The following is a 17,370-nucleotide window of genomic DNA, read 5'->3' on the forward strand; positions in this document are numbered from 1 at the left end:
TCGTTACTCCAGCGCGGTTTGCTCCAGTCGGGCCACTTTTTCCATCACCAGCGCCTCCAGATCGCGTTTATAGCGGACGATCCGTTCGCGCATCACGGGATCCGAGGCCCCGAGGATCTGGACGGCGAGGATGCCGGCATTTTTCGCGCCATTGATCGCCACCGTCGCCACCGGCACGCCGGGCGGCATCTGCACGATGGAGAGCAGCGAATCCTCCCCGGACAGACAGGCGCTTTTCACCGGCACGCCGATCACCGGCAGCGGGGTGATGGCCGCCGCCATGCCCGGCAGATGCGCGGCACCGCCCGCGCCGGCGACGATCACCCGCAGCCCGCGGTCCACGGCCGACTCGGCATACTCGAAGAGTCGGCGGGGCGTGCGATGCGCGGAGACGATGGTCATTTCATACGGCACGCCGAATTCAGCCAGGATGTCGGCGGCCTCGCGCATCACCGGCAGATCCGAATCGCTGCCCATGATGATCCCGACCAGGGGCAGACCATGGTTTGCTGACTGGTTCATGGATGGTCCTCTCCGGAAATTTCGATAAGATCGCGCACGCGCTCGGCCTTGCGGCGGGCAGTCTCGATGTCCGGATCGAGCACCGTGACATGACCCATCTTGCGGAAGGGCGCGGTCGCGGCCTTACCATACAGATGCAGACAGACGCCGGGAATCGCCAACGCCTCCGCCATGCCCTTGATCACGGGACGGCCTCGATGTCCGGGCGCGCCGAGCAGATTGATCATGGCCGCCGGCGACAATTGCGCCGTGGACCCCAGCGGAAGACCGACGATAGCCCGCAGATGCTGCTCGAACTGATCGGTGACATTGGCCTCGATGGTGTGGTGGCCGGAATTGTGGGTGCGTGGGGCGACCTCATTGACCAGAAGATCGCCGTCCCTGGTCAGGAACATCTCCACGCCAAAGATCCCGACGCCGCCCAGCACTTCCAGTGTCCGCACGGCGAGCTTCTCGGCGGCCGCGGCCGTCTCGGCGGGAAGGTTCGCCGGTGCGAGCAGCATGTCGAGCACATTCTCGCCGGGACGAAAACACATCTCCACCACGGGATAACTCCGGCAGTCGCCATCCAGCCCCCGCGCCACCAGCACGGCCAGTTCCTTCGCGGCCGGGACGAAGCGTTCGACCAGGGAGGGAACCGGCAGGTGCTGCCGATAGTCCGCGGGCGTGTGCATGATCGCCACCCCGCGCCCGTCATAGCCGCCGCGACGCGCCTTCTGCACCAGCGGATAGCCGAAGTCGGCAAAGGCTTCGGGGTTGGGCTCCGGCATGGGGATGAAGGGCGCGGTGGGGATTCCGGCCTCCGCCAGCGCCTGTTTTTGAGTCAGCTTGTCCTGGATCAGCGCCAGTACCTTGGGCGAGGGATGGACATTGTGACCTTCGCGGACGAGCTGGATCAGGGTGTCGGTGTCGATATCCTCGATATCGAAGGTGGTGACATCGCAGGATTCGGCCAGTTCGCGCAGTTTCGCCGGGTCATGATAGTGACCGACGATCTGATGCCCGGCGACCTGCCCGGCCGGCGAGCCGGGAGTCGGATCGAGCACCACGCAGGTACAGCCGAGTCGTTTCGCGGCCTTGGCCATCATGCGGCCAAGTTGACCGCCGCCAATAATGCCGATACGGGCAAGGGGGAGTGGGAATGCGTCCATGACGCAATCTTCTGCCTTCTCGGTAAAAATGGAAAGCCCTTGGCGCGCGGATGATTCAGGTTTGGGCGTAGTCCGTCTTCGAGCCGGTCAGATCCCAGGCAAAGGTGCAATCCAGATGGGACAGTACCGAGATCATGCCGCTCTCGCCATCCTCTACCATCACCGACACCGGCGCGCGCTGCCCAAAGCGCTTGTTCGCCCGCTTGACCCACAGATGACGCATCTCCGGATTGCGGGGAAAAAAGGTGTGCAAGGCCTCCTCGATCCGGGAAAGATAGTCGATCCGACGGTTCACCAGAGGATCGTCGGGGAATGGCTCGCCATCGCAAAAGCGGCCAATATGACGGGCCTTGACGGTCTCCGGGAGTTGCAGGATCACGGCAATCTCGCGGGCGCCTAACCCCCAGCCCTGCAGGAGATCCATGGTGCGCCGGGTCGCGGAAAGACGCTCGTCGCGTGAGATTTCATTCATGGGGGATCACCCTTCAACAACGCCAGCGCGGGATGCGCCAGTGGCCTTATCGGCCTGTAGTTGGCGTCGCGGCATCTTGGTTGCAACCGTTAACCGTGGCGGCTCCAACCCGCGTGGATCGATACAATCCCCAGCGATCGCAACGTCCTGGACCAGGATGGGCGGTTCAGGAGCGCGCGACGCGCACAATCCGGGTGATCAGCGGGATTTGCCGCAGGCGGCGCATGATGCGGGCAAGGTGGGCGCGGCTGTGGACCAGGATCAGAAACTCCAGATCGGTCGTCATGCCGTCCTTTTCTTTTGAGAGAACGTTCTCGATATTCGAGCCCTGTTCGGCGATCGCCCCGGCAACCACGGCTAGGGCGCCGCGGCGATTGCCGATCTCGACCCGAATCTCGGTGGGGTATTCGCCCTCGGGATGGTCCGACCATTGCACGTCGAGACGCTTGTCGCGCTTGCCGTCCAGACTGCCCAGGTTGCGGCACTCGGCGCGGTGGACCACGATGCCGCGGCCCGGACTGAAGAGCGCGGTGATGTCATCGCCGGGGATGGGGCGACAGCAGCGGGCGAAGCTGACCACCATGCCCTCGGTCCCCCGGATGGCAAGCCGGTGGGGGTGGAGATCCCGATCCTGACGCGTCTCGCCAGCGGCTTCGTCGCCCTCGACCCCAACCAAACGACGGGCCACGAGAGTGGCCAGACGATTGCCGAGACCGATCTCGCCGAACAGATCCTCGATGCCGCGCAGATGGCCATTCTCCAGATAGGCCGCAAGGCGTAGCGGATCGACTCGATCGACGTCGGTCTTGAAGGCGGCGAGTTCGGCGCTCAACAGGCGTCGCCCAAAGTTCTGCGCTTCGAGATGCCGGATATTTTTGAGATAGCCGCGGATATTGACCCGCGCCTTGGCCGTCACCACGAAATTGAGCCAGCCGGGATTCGGTCGCGCGCCAGGCGCGGTGATGATTTCCACGGTCTGGCCATTGCGCAGGGTCGTGTTCAGGTGCGCCATCCGCCGGTCGATCCGCGCGGCCACGCAGCTATTACCCACGTCGGAGTGAATCGCATAGGCGAAATCGACCACGGTGGCGCCGCGTTTGAGGCTGAGGATGTGTCCCTTGGGGGTAAAAATATACACCTCGCCCGGAAAGAGGTCGACCTTGACATGCTCCAGGAACTCGACCGAATTGCCCGCTTCGCGCTGCATTTCCAGCAAATTCTGCAACCAGTCAGCGGCCAGCGTGGCGGGGTTGGCGGCCGCCTGGCCACCGGACTTATACATCCAGTGTGCCGCGATGCCCGACTCCGCGACCCGCTGCATGTCCTCGGTGCGAATCTGAATCTCGATCTGGATGCCTTGTGGACCGACCAGCGCGGTGTGCAACGATTGATAGCCGTTGGCCTTGGGGATCGCGATATAGTCCTTGAAACGCCCTGGCACCGGCTTGTACATGTTGTGCACAAGACCGAGCACCCGGTAGCAGGTATCCACCCGATCCACCGTGACCCGGAAGGCGAACACGTCGACGACTTGGGAGAAGTCGCGCGACTTGTCGCGCATCTTGCGGTAGATGCCGAAGAGATGCTTGCGTCGCCCCTCGACCGCGCCTTGAATGTCCTCCTGTTGCAAGGCGCGTTTCAGCGCGGTCTCCACGGTGCCGACCATCTCGATGCGCGCGCCGCTGGTCTTGAGCAACGCGCGCTGGATGACCCGGCGACGCCAGGGCCAGTAATGCGCGAAGCCGAGTTCCTCCAGTTCCACCCGCACCCGATTGATCCCGAGCCGGTTGGCGATCGGGGCGAAGATGTCGAGAGTTTCGCGGGAGATGCGCCGACAGGCCTCCGGGCTCATGGAGTCGAGCGTGCGCATGTTGTGCAGACGATCCGCGAGTTTAATCAGGATGACCCGGATATCCCGCGTCATCGCCAGCAGCATTTTCTGCAGGCTGGCCGCCTGGGCCTCGGCCCGCGATTTAAAATCGATCTGAGTCAGCTTGCTGACGCCATCGACCAATTCGGCGACATCCTCGCCGAAGAGTTCGGCCACCCGCTCCTTGGCGATCTCGGTGTCCTCGATGACATCGTGCAGAAAGGCCGCGATCAGACATTTATAGTCCATCCGCATCTCGGCGAGGATGCGCGCCACCGCCAACGGGTGATAGATATAGGGTTCGCCGGATTTGCGTGTCTGTCCGGCGTGCGCCTCGGCCCCGAACATATAGGCGCGATAACACTCCCTGACCTGCTCGGGCGGCAGGTAAGCGTCGAGATAGGTGCAAAGGTCGCTGATCAGATAGCGTTGCGCGGTCGGCGCCGGCGATTCGCTGTCAGCCGCCTGGTCGGGCGTCAAGTCGGCCCTGACATCGGGCGCCGCGACCGCTTGCATGGGTCGCGAACCGGCTGCGATCAGGGCGCTCGCGCTGTGCGGCGGCGGCGTGGTGGAAAAGGGGTCGGCACCCTTTGCATCGATGTGTCCCTGCGAGGCGGGCACGTCATTCACTCAGTCGAGGGCATTTCCCGACGGCTCCGGTTCCGAGGGATCGACGCTAAAGCCTTCCGCGATGGCCTGTTCCAGGGCCGCCGCCGTCTCGTCCATCTCCCGCTGGGCCGCCTGAACCATGGCATTGGAGATATGGCCGGCGGCAATCTCGCGCAGCGCCATCACGGTGGGTTTATCGTTCGACCAGGGCAGAATGGGCTCGACGCCATTCGCCAGTTGTCGCGCGCGCTTGGTGGCGAGCAGGACGAGATCGAAGCGGTTATCGACATGGTCGAGACAATCCTCGACGGTAATTCTTGCCATTGTGTTCTCCTGTGAATTCAGTCCAGGCGATCCAGCAGATCGCTCAAACGCGGTCGCTGGCGGGCCAGACGATGCCGCTCGGCGGTGGCGATCGCCGCGAGCGCGTCGAGCGCGGTCTCGAAACGATCGTTGACCACCAGATAATCGTATTCGGCATAATGCGCCATCTCGTCGCGCGCCTGGGTCATGCGACGCGCGATGACCGCATCGCTGTCCGTGCCCCGGCCCCGCAGCCGGCGCTCCAGTTCCGCGATGGTCGGCGGCAGCACGAAAATCCCCACCGCCGCCGGAAAGCGCTCCCGGACCTGACGCGCGCCCTGCCAGTCGATTTCCAGGATCAGATCCCGGCCAGCGGACAAACAGGCACGCACGTCCAGTTCACGGGTTCCGTAGAGGTTGCCGAAGACCTCCGCGGACTCCAGAAAGGCGCCCTCGGCAAGCGCTTGGCGAAACCGGGCCTGATCGAGAAAATGATAGTGGATCCCGTCCTCCTCGCCCGCGCGCGCGGGCCGCGTGGTACAGGAGACCGACAGCGACAGACCGGGGTCGCGCGTCAGCAGCGCCTTGACCAGACTGGTCTTGCCGGCGCCCGAGGGGGCCGAGACAATGAAAAGGACTCCGTCGTTCATGCTGCTCTCCACGCGCGGTTGCCGGCGTTTATTCCAGATTCTGGATCTGTTCGCGCATCTGCTCGATCAGCACCTTCATCTCCACCGCCTCGCGCGTCACCGCCACGTCCGCGGATTTCGAGCCCAGGGTATTGGCCTCGCGGTTGAGTTCCTGCATCAGGAAATCCAGCCGTCGACCGACTGGCTCGTCGCGGGTCAGGACATCCCGAACCTCGGCCGCGTGGGCCTCCAGCCGGTCCATCTCTTCGTCCACGTCGAGTTTTGCGGCCAGGAGCGAGATTTCCTGTTCCAGACGCGCTGGATCCAGCTCGGCCCGCAATTCGGCGAGCCGCTCGGCGAGTCGCTCGCGCACTCCGCCAAGAACATCCGGCATGCGCGCACGCACCCTCGTCACGCTTTCCAGCAGACGGTCGCAGCGATCGCGCAGCAGAACCTCCAGCCGCGCGCCCTCGCGCTCGCGGGTCGCGAGCAGGGCGTCGAGCGTGACCTCCAGCAGTTCCAGGGCCGCGGTCGTCAGCCGATCCAGATCCGGCTCCTGCTCCTGAATGACCCCCGGCCAGCGCAGGAGTTCGAAAGGGGATGGCTCGACGCCGCACCCGATCAGTTGTCCCACTTCCTGCCCGGCCGCCAGCAGCTGCTCGACGAACGGGCGGTTGATCCGCAGACGGCCCACGGCGCCGACCGCCGGGACATAACGCAGTCCGCAATCGACCTTGCCCCGCTGCAGGCGGGCCGCCAGACGCGTCCGCACGGTGACATCGAGCGCGCGCAGTTCCTCGGGCAGGCGGAGATAGGATTCCAGATAGCGATGGTTGACGGAGCGTATTTCCCAGGTCAACTCGCCGAAGTCTCCGCCGCTGGACTCGCGGGCGAAGGCTGTCATACTTTTAATCATAGTGAGGAGTGTCTCTCGGGTCGGTCAGGGCGCAAAAAAACGCAACGGCGGCATCTCCGCGCGCGATGGGTCTATTATACCGGTTGAATCCAATCAACGTTTGCCCGGAAATCCGCACCCGCAATCATGGCCGCCGCCCGCGAGAGTCTCCCCCCTGGCACCCTGGTGGGCTGTTATCGAATCGTCAAACCGATCGCCAAGGGCGGTTTCAGCCTCATCTATCTGGCCAAGGACGAGGAGAGCGGCGAAGACGTGGTGATCAAGGAATACATGCCCAAGAAGATCGCGTGTCGCGACAGCGCGCGGCGGGTGGTGCCGATCAATCCCGACTATACCGAAAACCTCCACCACGGGAAGAAATTATTTTTCCAGGAAGTCAAGGCGCTGGCGGCGCTGAAGCATCCCAACATCGTGCGGGTGCTGGCCTTTATTCTGGCCTACGACACCGGCTATCTGGTGATGCCGAACGAGCGCGGCCGCAATCTTGGCGCCTATCTGCACGAACGCAAGGGCGGGCTCAGCGCCACCTTTATTCTGGAGGTCTTCGTGCCGATTCTGGATGCGCTGGCGTTGCTGCATCGCTGCGCCATGCTGCACCTGGACGTGAAGCCGGGCAACATCCATCTGCGTCATGGCAATCAGCCGTTGCTGCTCGATCTGGGCGCGGTCCATCCGCTCAATCGCGGCCGGACACGCGGCGGCCAGGTGATTACGGCCGGTTATTCTCCAGTGGAGCAATACTTCCGGGCCGGTCAGGTCGGTCCCTGGACCGATGTCTACGCGGTTGGCGCCAGTATTCGCACCTGTATGGAAGGTCGCACCCCCCAGCCCGCGCCCGAGCGCCAAAAGGAGGATACACTCGTCCCCGCCACCGTCGCGCTGAAGGATCGCTATCCGGCGTTTCTGCTGGAGGCTGTCGACTGGTCGCTCCGCATGGATCCCGCGGAGCGACCCCAGGATGCCGCGCAACTCCTGACCGTGCTGTCCTCGCACCTCGACGAGACTCAGCTTGCCCGACTCACGGAAACGGCCCCGGCGGCATCGGTCGACAGCCACGGAATTCAATCATCAAGGTGATTTCCTGAAAACCATCTACCCACGGAGAGGCGGTTAATGGACAGGATTAACAGGATTTTTCAAGATTAACAGGATTAAAAAACAGTGTTTTATGAAATCCTGTCCATCCTGTCCATCCTGTCCATCCTGGGCGATCCTGTTAATCCTGTCCATTTAAAGTATTGATTTTGATGTATATTTTCCTGGAAATTGCCTAGCCCACATCACTGAACACAGAGACATCATGAGACCATCGCAACGACGCCCCGACGAACTCCGCCCGCTCCGTTTCACTCGCGGTTTCACACGCCACGCCGAGGGTTCGGTGCTGGTCGAATGCGGCGACACTCGCGTGCTCTGCACGGCCAGCGTCGAGGCGCGCGTACCGCCCTTCCTTAAAGGCCAGGGCAAGGGCTGGATCACGGCCGAATACGGGATGCTGCCGCGCGCCACCGATCAACGGACCCAGCGCGAGGCGACCAAGGGCAAACAGGGCGGACGCACCCTGGAAATTCAACGCCTGATCGGTCGCTCGTTGCGCGCGGCTGTCGATCTGAAGGCGCTCGGAGAACGCTCGATCACCCTGGATTGCGACGTGCTGCAAGCCGATGGCGGCACCCGCACCGCCTCCATCACCGGCGCCTGGGTCGCGCTGCGCGACGCTATCGACGGGCTGCTCGCGCGCGGCGAACTGGCGGCCAGCCCCATCCATTCGCAGGTCGCAGCGGTTTCGGTCGGCATCTACAACGGCGTCCCCGTGCTCGATCTGGACTATGCCGAGGATAGCGCCGCCGAGACCGACATGAATCTGATTATGGACGGCGAGGGTCGCTTTATCGAGGTCCAGGGCACCGCCGAAGGCGCGCCCTTCAGCCGCGAGGAACTCGACGCCCTGCTGGCGCTGGGTGCGGCGGGCATCCGCCAGATCCAGACCGCGCAGCGCGCGGCGCTGGTCGGTTGAGACATTTTCCTGGGAGCATTCGATGAGCCAATCGCATATCGGAGAGTCGATCGTCCTGGCCAGCAACAACCCGGGAAAGGTGCGGGAGATCGGCCAACTGCTCGCGGACGCGCGCATCCGGGTCGTGCCGCAGAACGAGTATGGCGTCCCCGAGGTCGCGGAAACCGGCTTGACCTTTGTCGAGAATGCGATCCTCAAGGCCCGTCATGCCGCGCAATACAGCGGACTCGCGGCCATCGCCGACGATTCGGGGCTGGAGGTCGACGCGCTACAGGGCGCGCCTGGCATCTACTCGGCCCGTTACGCGGGCGTCGGCGCCTCCGACGAGGACAATCTTGTCAAGTTGCTGAAGGATCTTGAAGGTCTGCCCGAAGCCGAACGGACGGCTCGTTTTCAGTGCGTGCTGGTCTATCTGCGCCATGCCTTCGACCCGACGCCGCTCATCTGCCAGGGAACCTGGGAGGGCGTGATTTTGACCGATGTGCGCGGTGCGAATGGTTTCGGCTACGATCCGATCTTTTTCGTCCCGACGCACGGTTGCAGTTCCGCCGAACTCGACCCCGAGACCAAGAACCGGCTCAGTCACCGGGGTCAGGCGCTGCGGCAACTGCACGATCTGCTGGACGTGCAACGGCTTCGCGCTTGAAACCTCATGATCGCTGCAAACATTGAATCCCATCTGCAACAGGTGCGCGCGCGCATCCAGGCCGCCTGCGCGCGCGCGGGTCGCCCTCCCGAGCAAGTCGCACTGATCGCGGTGAGCAAAAAGCAACCCGCCGAGGCCATCCGCGCCGCTTATCGGTTTGGGCAGCGCGCCTTCGGCGAAAGCTATGTCCAGGAGGCGCTCGACAAGATGGCCCTGCTTGCCGACCTGGACATCGAATGGCATTTTATCGGCCGCGTGCAGGCCAACAAGACCCGTCAGATCGCCACCCATTTCGACTGGGTGCACAGCCTGGCGGATCCCGCGCATGCGCGTCGCCTGAGCGAGCAGCGCCCCGCCGACGCCCCGCCGCTGAAGGTCTGTCTTGAGGTCAATCTGAGCGGCGAGTCCAGCAAGGACGGCATTGATCCGGCGGCGGTTGCCGATCTGCTCGACGTCTGCGAGACTTTGCCCGGTCTGCGCGTGCGCGGACTTATGACCCTGCCTGCCCCAGCCGAGGATGAAGCGGTGCGGCGTCAACCCTTCGAGGCGCTGCGCAACCTGCGCGATCGACTCGCCACGCCGGCGCGGCCGCTCTCCGACCTGTCCATGGGGATGTCCGACGATCTGGAGGCCGCGATTCTGGAAGGGGCGACCTTCGTTCGCATCGGCACGGCGATCTTCGGGCCGCGCCCGTATAATTGAGCATCAGGCGTCGATCAAGCATCGTGCCGCCCATTCCGTTTCACGTTTCCGGGGTTGATATGACCACAGCCAGAATCGCCTTCATCGGTGGCGGCAACATGGCCGCCGGCCTGATCGCCGGCCTGATCGCCGACGGCCACGCGCCAGATACCATCCAGGTCGCCGATCCGAGTCAGGAGCGGCGCGAGACGCTTCAGGCCAGCTTCGGTGTGCGTGCCTTCGCCAATAACGCCGAGGCCATCGCCAACGCGGACACGCTCGTACTCTGCGTCAAGCCGCAGATGGCCGCCGCGGTCTGTACCGACATCGCCGCGGCGGTGGTTGCCGCCAGACCACTGATCATCTCGGTGATGGCCGGCGTCCCCGAGCAGGCCATGCAGCGCTGGTTTGGCGCCCCGCTGCCGGTGGTGCGCGCCATGCCGAACACCCCGGCGATGGTGCAGACCGGCGCCATCGGACTGCACGCCAGTCCGGAGGTTGACGCCGAGGGCCGCAATCGCGCCGAGACCATCCTGCGTGCCGTCGGACTCGTTCGCTGGGTCGAGGACGAGGCCCGCATCGATGCGGTGACCGCCATTTCCGGCAGCGGTCCCGCCTATTTCTTTCTCTTCATGGAAGCGCTGGAAGAGGCCGGTATCGAGCTTGGACTCGACCCGCAGACCGCGCGTCTGCTAACCATCCAGACCGCCCTGGGCGCGGCCAAGATGGCGATGGAAAGCGCCGCTCCGCCGTCCCGGTTGCGCGAACAGGTCACCTCGCCGGGGGGTACCACCGAGCGCGCGCTCGCGGTCTTTCAGGAAGCCGATCTGCACGCGCTCGTGGCACGCGCCGCTAGGGCCGCGCGCGATCGGGCCGCCGAAATCTCACAGACCCTCTCGGAGCAACCATGACCGGTTCCTATCTGCTCGACCCGCTTGTCTTCCTGATCCAGACCCTGTTCGGGCTCTATACCGCCGTGGTGGCGATCCGGTTTCTGCTGCAATGGGCGCGGGCGGATTTCTACAATCCCATCTCGCAGTTCGTGGTCAAGGTCACCACGCCCGTGCTGCGTCCGCTGCGTCAGATCATCCCCGGTTATGGCGGGATGGATCTGGCCGCGCTGGTGCTCGTCTGGCTGCTCGCGACCGTCGAGCTGGGGATTCTGGCGCTGTTGCTCGGCATTGATCGCTCGCCCTTGATGGCCTTCGGTTGGGCGATCCCAAGCGTCGTCGAACTCTTCATCAATCTTTTTCTGTTCGCGATCCTGATCCGGGTCATCCTGAGCTGGGTCAGTCCCGATCCTTACAACCCGGCGGTCGCGCTGCTGAACCGGCTCACCGATCCCGTGATGCAACCGGCGCAACGCTTGATCAAACCCATTGGCGGGATCGACCTCTCGCCCATGCTGGTCATCATCGGTCTGACCCTGCTCAACATGCTGCTGATTCCGCCGCTCAAATGGATCGTCGGCAGTCCCTTCTGAGGGCTGAATGGGATGTCCTGGTATCGCTGGAACGGTGAGGATCTGGAACTGTCGCTGCGCGTGCAGCCGCGCGCCCCTCGGGATGGTTTTGTCGGACCCGACCCGGGCGGCGACTATTATCGGGTCCGCATCCAGTCGCCGCCGGTCGATGGCAAGGGAACGGAGTCGTTGAAGCGCTTCATCGCCGCAGCCTTTGGCGTGCCGCCCTCGCGGGTGACGATCCTCAGTGGCGAGCATGCTCGCTATAAGCGGCTGCGGATTGAGAGCCCAAGGCGGTTTCCGATCCCGGTGGACGCGGCTTGACGTTGTTCGCGCGCCCTCGCAACCCGGTCCCCGCAGCCAGCTCCTGCCGCCCGTCCGGGCGATCACCTGAATCTGCGTGCCGATTCGCTCCTTGAGCGCGGGGACGTGCGAGATGATGCCGATGAGCTTGCCGTCCGCCGAGCCGATGAGATCATGCAGCCGCTCCCAGCGCGCGCATTCGCGCCCCCTCACGCTCGATTGCCTGGGCGCGGTCCGCCTGTTGCAGGCGCCGCGTCGCGTTGTCGGTCAGGGTCTGGCGGAGGCCGCCGGTCTCCTGCTGGAGATCACCGTGTCGCGCGGTCAGTTCGCTCAGCGTCTCCGCCAGCAGGGCGCGCGGCTGATCGGTGATCGCCTTCTGCCGCTCGGTGGCAAACTGGTCGGCGGTTTCGCGCGTCTGGGTCGCGAGCGCGATCTGCTCCTGGTCGAGCTGTCGGGCGAGTCGCGTCAGACGCCTGCGGTCATCTTCCGGGAGACAGGCGGCCAGATAGCCGGTCTCGTCGGCGAAATGGCAGGCGTCGAGCCGTGCCGCGCCAGAAAGGCGGCTTCCTCGCGCTGCAATTGCGTTGCTCGCGCCTCGATCGCAGCTCACGTTCCAGCGCCGCCTGCCCCGCGAGACCGAGCCTGAGTTGCTCGGCCAGTGCCTGTTCCAGCCGCGTCAGTTCGAGATGGCCGGAGCGGAGCGCGGCAAGTGTGCCGGTCGCCTCGCGGTGTGACCGATGCGCTTCGCCAACCGTCTCCAGCGGTGGGCGGTCTCGGCCAAGATCGCGGCCGTCTCCCTGGCGTCCTGCTGAGATCCGAGCAGCCGCAAAGCATCGAACTGACCGCGAATCCCCACAAGCTGTTCGACCAGTGCCGCATCGGGCTTGGGCGCGTCGAGGGCAGATGGCGGATCGGCCAGCGGCATGCCCTGGTGGGCTATGATACCGAGCATAGGCAGTTTTATCTGGCAATTCCCGACACTCGCAACCGCCATGGATCGTTCGCACAATTGGATCATCGAGGATGCGCTTCGACACTCTGTCGAGGCGCAGGCATGGCAGGTCGAGACCTTGCAGATTCTCCGCGTCTACTACTCCGCCAGAGAATGGTCGGAGTCCTTCGCATGATCCCCTTCAGCGTCCAGACCGCGACCCTCAGTCACCCCGGCGCGCGCGCGAACAACGAGGATGTCTGCGGCCAGCGCGACGGCTGCTGGGTGGTCGCCGACGGTTTGGGCGGACACGGCGGCGGCGAGGTTGCGGCCCAACTCGCGGTGGACAGCCTGCTCGCGACCGTCGATCCGACTGCGCCCCTGTCCACCGAAGCCCTGATGCAGGCACTGACGACGGCCACCCAGGCCATTCACGCGCGCCAGCGGACCGAGCCGCGTCTGGCCGGGATGCGCACCACGGTGGTGATGCTCGTCAGCGACGGAAAGCAGGCGCTCTGGGCGCATCTGGGCGACAGCCGGCTATACGGGTTTCGCGCGGGTCGGATCGTCGTGCAGACCGCCGATCACAGCGTCCCGCAAGCGCTGGTTCGGGCCGGCGAACTGGCGCCCGAGGCGATCCGTTTCCATGAAGACCGCAACCGCCTGCTACGGGCCCTGGGCGACGATAAACCGCTACGTCCCACCCTCGCCGAAACGCCTTGGCAGCTCCAGGCGGGCGATGCCTTTCTATTGTGTACCGATGGCTTCTGGGAGTCGGTCACCGAGGCCGAAATGGAGATCGCGCTCGCCAAGTCCGCCGATCCCGCGCACTGGCTGGCGCTTTTGGAACGCAGCCTGCAACGTCAGGCCCGTGCCGATCAGGACAACTACAGCGCCATCGCCCTGTTCGTCGAGTCCGACGAGTCCGAAGAGTCCGCGCCATGAGGCGGCGGAGTCGCGAGATCAACGTCTTCAATCTTTCGATGCTCGATGTCATCGCCGGGGCGATGGCCGCCTTCCTCATCGTCATGGTCATTCTGCTGCCCTATTACGACAAGGATGCCATCGACCAGCAGGCCGTCATCGCCGAACTGCGCCAGACCCTCGCCCAACAACAGGCGGCGCTCCAGGCGGCGCAAATCGAGGCGGATGCCGCCCGCGCGCAGGCCCAAGCGTCCGCCGCCGAAACCGCGCGTCAGCGCCAACGCGCCGACGCGCTGGCCCAGCAACTCGCCCGGACCTTTCTGGTGCTCTATGTGCGTTGGGATACCTTTGACGATGTCGATCTGCATGTCATCGATCCCAGCGGGGCCGAATTCTGGTGGAATGAACACAAGACCCTTCCAGGACGCCCCGGCGAATTGAGCGAGCCATCATCGGCCCCGCCAACGAAGTCTGGGAGATTCGCGACGCCCCGCCGGGCGAGTATCGGATCGAGGTCGAGCTGTTCGCGATCAAGGATGCGCGCAAGCCGGTGGTGGTCAAGGGTCGCCTCTTTCATCGCGACGGCAGCGACGCCTTTGGCGAGATCCGGCTTGAGCGTCTCAAGCAACGCGCACGCATCGCGACCATTCGGGTGGATGAGACGGGGCGGGTGAGGGTTCGTTGAGGCGGTTTGCAGGAAAAAATCGACCGATTTTCCGTTCGCCCTGAGCTTGTCGAAGGGTGAGCGGAAAATCGTGACCGCCTGAAATTTCATCCGTTCATGGTTCGACAAGGCTCTCCTGAGCGAAGCCGAAGGGCTCACCACGAACGGATGAAATTTGAATAATCGTGGTTTAAATGCTTGTTGCGGGTGAATCGCACTGAAGTTCAGGAGAAACTGATGAGCATGGTGTCTTGTGGAAACGGTCATTTTTTCAACGACGAAGAGCACTCAAGCTGTCCCTTTTGCGGCGTGGGTCTGGAACTGCACGCCACCCGTCCGCTGGCGGGGGAGGGTGGCAGCCCGCGACCACTCGCCGACAGCGGTCACACCCGCGCCGCCGGGACGCCGCCGCCCGCCGGACTGGGACGGGACGCCGGCGAGACCCGTCCTGTCTGGGCCAAGCGCATGGGCGGCGTCGATCCGGTGGTGGGCTGGCTGGTGTGCGTCGAAGGCTCCGAGCGCGGTCGCGATTATCGGCTGCACACAGAACGCAACTTCATCGGTCGCTCGCCGACGATGGATGTCGCCATCACCAGCGACGCCAGCATCAGCCGCGAGAATCACGCCGTCATCAGCTACAACCCCAAGCGTCACACCTTTCGGTTCGCCCCCGGCGACAGTCGCGGGCTGGCCTATCTGAACGACGAGGAAGTCATCGCCCCGGTCGAACTGGCCCCCTATGACCTGATCGAGCTGGGCGAAACCAAACTGCTGTTCGTGCCCTTCTGCGGCGAGCGGTTTGTCTGGCCGGTGGACGCTCCCGCCTCCCCGGATCAGCACGGGACTCGTTGATCGAGGCGGCGAGAGATGCCTAAACTCTATGAATACTTTGGCTTGATCATCATGTTCTATGCCAACGAGCATGAGCCGATCCATGTCCATGGCAAATCTCAGGGGCGCGAATCGCGGGCCGAGATCATTCTGATCGATGGCATCGTCAGCGACATTCGCTATTCAGGAACGGCTGGGCGCCTGCCGCTGGAGCCGATGGAAATGCGCCGCTTCAAGGAAGTCGTGACGGCTAGAGCCGATGACATCGTTGCGAAATGGATCGATTTCTTCGTGTTGAACAAGTCGATCAAGCCTGAACGCATCGTCAGGAGACTCAAATGACCCCATCCATCATCAATCTCACCCATGCTGAGCAGATTGGCGACTTCAAGCTCCGCCTCGTGTTCGATGACGGCCGCGAGCAGATCATCGACTTCAAGCCGTTCCTGTCGCGCTCACGACATCCTGATCTCCGCGCCTATCTCGATCCGGCGCGCTTTGCAGCGTTCCGCGTCGAGCATGGGGAACTGATCTGGGGCGATCATGAGTTGTGCTTCCCGATCCTGGATCTCTATCGAAACACGCTCGACCATCAAATGCCGATTCCGGCGGTGGCCTGATGCCACCGACGCGGCCGCGCGCCTGATCCGTCCAATCATCCTGTGTGCTACAGTCTCGGCGCCGACCGATTCGAGTCTTCGCGGAGTACGCTTCATGGACGCCCACGCCGAGCCCCACTGTCCCTCCTGTTTCAGTGCAACCACCACCACACCCTGCGCGATCTGTGGCTGGCAACCCGGCGCAGACAATCCGCCCCCGGCGCTCGCGCTCGGCACGCAACTCGACGGACGCTATCGCCTTGGGCGGGTGCTCGGGCACGGCGGATTCGGCATCACCTATCTCGCCTGGGACGAGAATCTGCAACTGCGCCTGGCGATCAAGGAATATCTGCCGCGCGACAGCGCCAGCCGCGCACCGGATGGGGTGAGCCTGGCGGTGTACTCCGGCGCGGCGGGCGAGCAATTTGCCTACGGTCTGGACCGGTTTTTGGACGAGGCGCGAGCGTTGGCGCGGTTCGATCAGCATCCCGGCATCGTCACCGTCAAGAGCTTTTTCCGCGCCCACGGCACCGGCTACAGCGTGATGGATTACGTCGAGGGACTGACGCTCAAGCAGTATCTGGCCGCGCAGCCGGGCGGACGGCTGCCGTTCGAGTCGGCGCTGACGTTGCTGCTGCCGATCATGGACGCCCTGCGCGCGGTCCACCAAGAAGGTTTGCTGCATCGGGACATTGCCCCAGACAACATCTATGTCAGCGCCAACGGGCGGATCAAACTGCTCGACTTCGGCGCGGCGCGCTTTGCCGCCGGGGAGCATAGCAAGAGCCTGTCAGTCATCCTCAAGCCCGGTTATGCCCCCGAAGAGCAATACCGCACCAAGGGTAAACAGGGCGCTTGGACGGATGTCTACAGCCTGGCCGCGACCCTGTATCGCGCCATCACCGGCGTGCTGCCGCCCGAGGCGCTGGATCGGGTGGAACTGGATGAGTTGATTCCGCCCTCGCGGTTGGGGATTGCGATCATGCCGGCGCAGGAGGCGGTGCTGCTCAAGGCGCTGGCGGTGCGGGCGACGGATCGGTATCCGAGCATGGCGGCGTTGCAGGAGGCGTGGCGGGAAGCATCCATGCCTACACGACCAGAGGCATCGGGCGCTGATGTTCCCGCCGCGCCGAAACCGGTTCCGATGGTGCCGCGTAAAGCGTCCGAGGTAAGGAAGTGGATATCAGCGACGCTGGCGCTGCTCTTGGTCGGTACGGTACTGGGCGGCGGCTCGCTTTTCTATCTGCGGGGGCAACAGCAGGCCAGGCAGGCGGATCTGGAACTTCAGCGACAACAGCAGGAAGAGACCATGCATGCGGCGGAAGTGCGACGGTTGGCGGAACTGACTGAGCAGCGCAAGGCCGAAGAAGCGCGGTTGGCAGAGCTTCAGCAACACCGTGCGGCTGTCGAGGCAGCAGCCCGTGAGGCTGAGCGCGTGCGATTGGAGGAACTTGAGTCACAGGTAAAAACACCGTCCGCCGCCGTGAACACAGTCGCTCAGGACTTACCCCAAACGCAAGCCGCGCCTGGGGTCAAGGTGCCGCTTTACTTCGCCGCTGACTTGGCGCCAACGGAGAACATTCCTCGCGAAGCACCGCTTTGTTACAAGTTCATGGTGGATGGGCCGGAAGCGCAGTTGTCGAGGCTCAAAGCCAAATACGCGGACTTGTATGACGACAAAGTTCTGAACAACGACGATGGGTGGTGCCTTTCGATAATGTATCCTAACAGGGCCGAGCACCAAACTGATCGATCTTGTCCCAGAACTGCGTCCAGCGCCCCGTGGATTGCACGAGCGCGCGCAGGCTCAAGACAATCTTGGCGCCCTGGTGTTTCCAGC

21 protein-coding genes and 1 pseudogene are annotated in these 17,370 nt (G+C 63.9%); 13 read left to right on the plus strand and 9 right to left on the minus strand.

Features of this window, described 5'->3' with window-relative positions; all coding sequences use genetic code 11:
- Positions 1–3: 3 nt before the first annotated feature.
- The 7 genes from purE to QZY07_RS01920 form a co-directional block, all read right to left on the minus strand.
- Positions 4–522, minus strand: a complete 519-nt coding sequence (gene purE, locus QZY07_RS01890) for a 5-(carboxyamino)imidazole ribonucleotide mutase (RefSeq protein ID WP_295399411.1) — start codon at positions 520–522, stop codon at positions 4–6.
- Positions 519–1,673: a 5-(carboxyamino)imidazole ribonucleotide synthase gene (gene purK, locus QZY07_RS01895; protein WP_295399412.1), complete on the minus strand. Its 1,155-nt coding sequence runs from the start codon at positions 1,671–1,673 to the stop codon at positions 519–521. Before purK ends, purE begins: the two co-directional genes overlap by 4 nt.
- 55 nt (positions 1,674–1,728) lie before the next feature.
- Complete coding sequence (locus tag QZY07_RS01900) at positions 1,729–2,145, minus strand: DUF2384 domain-containing protein (protein ID WP_295399413.1); 417 nt, start codon at positions 2,143–2,145, stop codon at positions 1,729–1,731.
- A gap of 166 nt (positions 2,146–2,311) precedes the next feature.
- The gene (locus tag QZY07_RS01905) at positions 2,312–4,645 is read right to left on the minus strand and encodes a RelA/SpoT family protein (RefSeq protein ID WP_295399414.1); all 2,334 of its coding nucleotides are present in this window, start codon (positions 4,643–4,645) and stop codon (positions 2,312–2,314) included.
- Positions 4,646–4,948 (minus strand): DNA-directed RNA polymerase subunit omega, encoded by a 303-nt coding sequence (gene rpoZ / locus QZY07_RS01910; RefSeq protein WP_295399415.1) that lies wholly within the window; start codon positions 4,946–4,948, stop codon positions 4,646–4,648. It lies immediately after the preceding gene.
- A 17-nt stretch (positions 4,949–4,965) separates the two neighbouring features.
- Positions 4,966–5,577, minus strand: a complete 612-nt coding sequence (gene gmk / locus QZY07_RS01915) for a guanylate kinase (protein ID WP_295399416.1) — start codon at positions 5,575–5,577, stop codon at positions 4,966–4,968.
- A 28-nt stretch (positions 5,578–5,605) separates the two neighbouring features.
- The gene (locus tag QZY07_RS01920) at positions 5,606–6,472 is read right to left on the minus strand and encodes a YicC/YloC family endoribonuclease (RefSeq protein ID WP_295399417.1); all 867 of its coding nucleotides are present in this window, start codon (positions 6,470–6,472) and stop codon (positions 5,606–5,608) included.
- A 126-nt stretch (positions 6,473–6,598) separates the two neighbouring features.
- Between QZY07_RS01920 and QZY07_RS01925 the strand changes: the two genes are divergently transcribed.
- The 7 genes from QZY07_RS01925 (at position 6,599) to QZY07_RS01955 (ending at position 11,602) form a co-directional block, all read left to right on the plus strand.
- Positions 6,599–7,549, plus strand: a complete 951-nt coding sequence (locus tag QZY07_RS01925; protein WP_295399418.1) for a serine/threonine-protein kinase — start codon at positions 6,599–6,601, stop codon at positions 7,547–7,549.
- A gap of 223 nt (positions 7,550–7,772) precedes the next feature.
- A complete protein-coding gene (rph, locus tag QZY07_RS01930; protein ID WP_295399419.1) occupies positions 7,773–8,489 on the plus strand; it encodes a ribonuclease PH in 717 nt (238 codons plus the stop codon).
- Between the two features lie 22 nt (positions 8,490–8,511).
- A complete protein-coding gene (gene rdgB / locus QZY07_RS01935; RefSeq protein WP_295399420.1) occupies positions 8,512–9,135 on the plus strand; it encodes an RdgB/HAM1 family non-canonical purine NTP pyrophosphatase in 624 nt (207 codons plus the stop codon).
- A gap of 6 nt (positions 9,136–9,141) precedes the next feature.
- Entirely contained in the window at positions 9,142–9,837 is a 696-nt protein-coding gene (locus tag QZY07_RS01940) for a YggS family pyridoxal phosphate-dependent enzyme (protein WP_295399421.1), read from the plus strand.
- A gap of 59 nt (positions 9,838–9,896) precedes the next feature.
- Positions 9,897–10,727 carry a pyrroline-5-carboxylate reductase gene (proC, locus tag QZY07_RS01945; RefSeq protein ID WP_295399422.1) on the plus strand — a complete coding sequence of 277 codons (831 nt, stop codon included), beginning with the start codon at positions 9,897–9,899 and terminating at the stop codon, positions 10,725–10,727.
- Positions 10,724–11,299, plus strand: a complete 576-nt coding sequence (locus QZY07_RS01950) for a YggT family protein (protein WP_295399423.1) — start codon at positions 10,724–10,726, stop codon at positions 11,297–11,299. Before proC ends, QZY07_RS01950 begins: the two co-directional genes overlap by 4 nt.
- 12 nt (positions 11,300–11,311) lie before the next feature.
- A complete protein-coding gene (locus QZY07_RS01955; RefSeq protein WP_295399424.1) occupies positions 11,312–11,602 on the plus strand; it encodes a DUF167 family protein in 291 nt (96 codons plus the stop codon).
- A 151-nt stretch (positions 11,603–11,753) separates the two neighbouring features.
- On the opposite strand, the gene QZY07_RS01960 is transcribed toward QZY07_RS01955, so the two are convergent.
- Both QZY07_RS01960 and QZY07_RS01965 read right to left on the minus strand, forming a co-directional pair.
- Positions 11,754–12,191 carry a hypothetical protein gene (locus tag QZY07_RS01960; RefSeq protein WP_295399425.1) on the minus strand — a complete coding sequence of 146 codons (438 nt, stop codon included), beginning with the start codon at positions 12,189–12,191 and terminating at the stop codon, positions 11,754–11,756.
- A 66-nt stretch (positions 12,192–12,257) separates the two neighbouring features.
- Positions 12,258–12,533, minus strand: a complete 276-nt coding sequence (locus QZY07_RS01965) for a hypothetical protein (RefSeq protein ID WP_295399426.1) — start codon at positions 12,531–12,533, stop codon at positions 12,258–12,260.
- A gap of 171 nt (positions 12,534–12,704) precedes the next feature.
- Here QZY07_RS01965 and QZY07_RS01970 point away from each other — a divergent pair, with 171 nt between their 5' ends.
- The 6 genes and pseudogenes from QZY07_RS01970 to QZY07_RS01995 all read left to right on the plus strand — a co-directional run.
- Complete coding sequence (locus tag QZY07_RS01970; protein WP_295399427.1) at positions 12,705–13,457, plus strand: protein phosphatase 2C domain-containing protein; 753 nt, start codon at positions 12,705–12,707, stop codon at positions 13,455–13,457.
- Complete coding sequence (locus QZY07_RS01975) at positions 13,454–14,110, plus strand: hypothetical protein (RefSeq protein WP_295399428.1); 657 nt, start codon at positions 13,454–13,456, stop codon at positions 14,108–14,110. The genes QZY07_RS01970 and QZY07_RS01975 overlap by 4 nt, the downstream gene beginning before the upstream one ends.
- 227 nt (positions 14,111–14,337) lie before the next feature.
- A complete protein-coding gene (locus tag QZY07_RS01980) occupies positions 14,338–14,952 on the plus strand; it encodes an FHA domain-containing protein (RefSeq protein ID WP_295399429.1) in 615 nt (204 codons plus the stop codon).
- A 15-nt stretch (positions 14,953–14,967) separates the two neighbouring features.
- Positions 14,968–15,273, plus strand: coding sequence for a DUF4160 domain-containing protein (locus tag QZY07_RS01985; protein ID WP_295399430.1), 306 nt, complete (start codon positions 14,968–14,970; stop codon positions 15,271–15,273).
- Positions 15,270–15,551, plus strand: a complete 282-nt coding sequence (locus QZY07_RS01990; protein ID WP_295399431.1) for a DUF2442 domain-containing protein — start codon at positions 15,270–15,272, stop codon at positions 15,549–15,551. Before QZY07_RS01985 ends, QZY07_RS01990 begins: the two co-directional genes overlap by 4 nt.
- 94 nt (positions 15,552–15,645) lie before the next feature.
- Positions 15,646–16,443 (plus strand): annotated as a pseudogene (locus QZY07_RS01995) (serine/threonine-protein kinase); the annotation flags it as partial.
- Between the last annotated feature and the right edge of the window lie 927 nt (positions 16,444–17,370).

It is taken from the genome of uncultured Thiocystis sp., from assembly GCF_903866365.1.
Taxonomy (GTDB): domain Bacteria; phylum Pseudomonadota; class Gammaproteobacteria; order Chromatiales; family Chromatiaceae; genus Chromatium.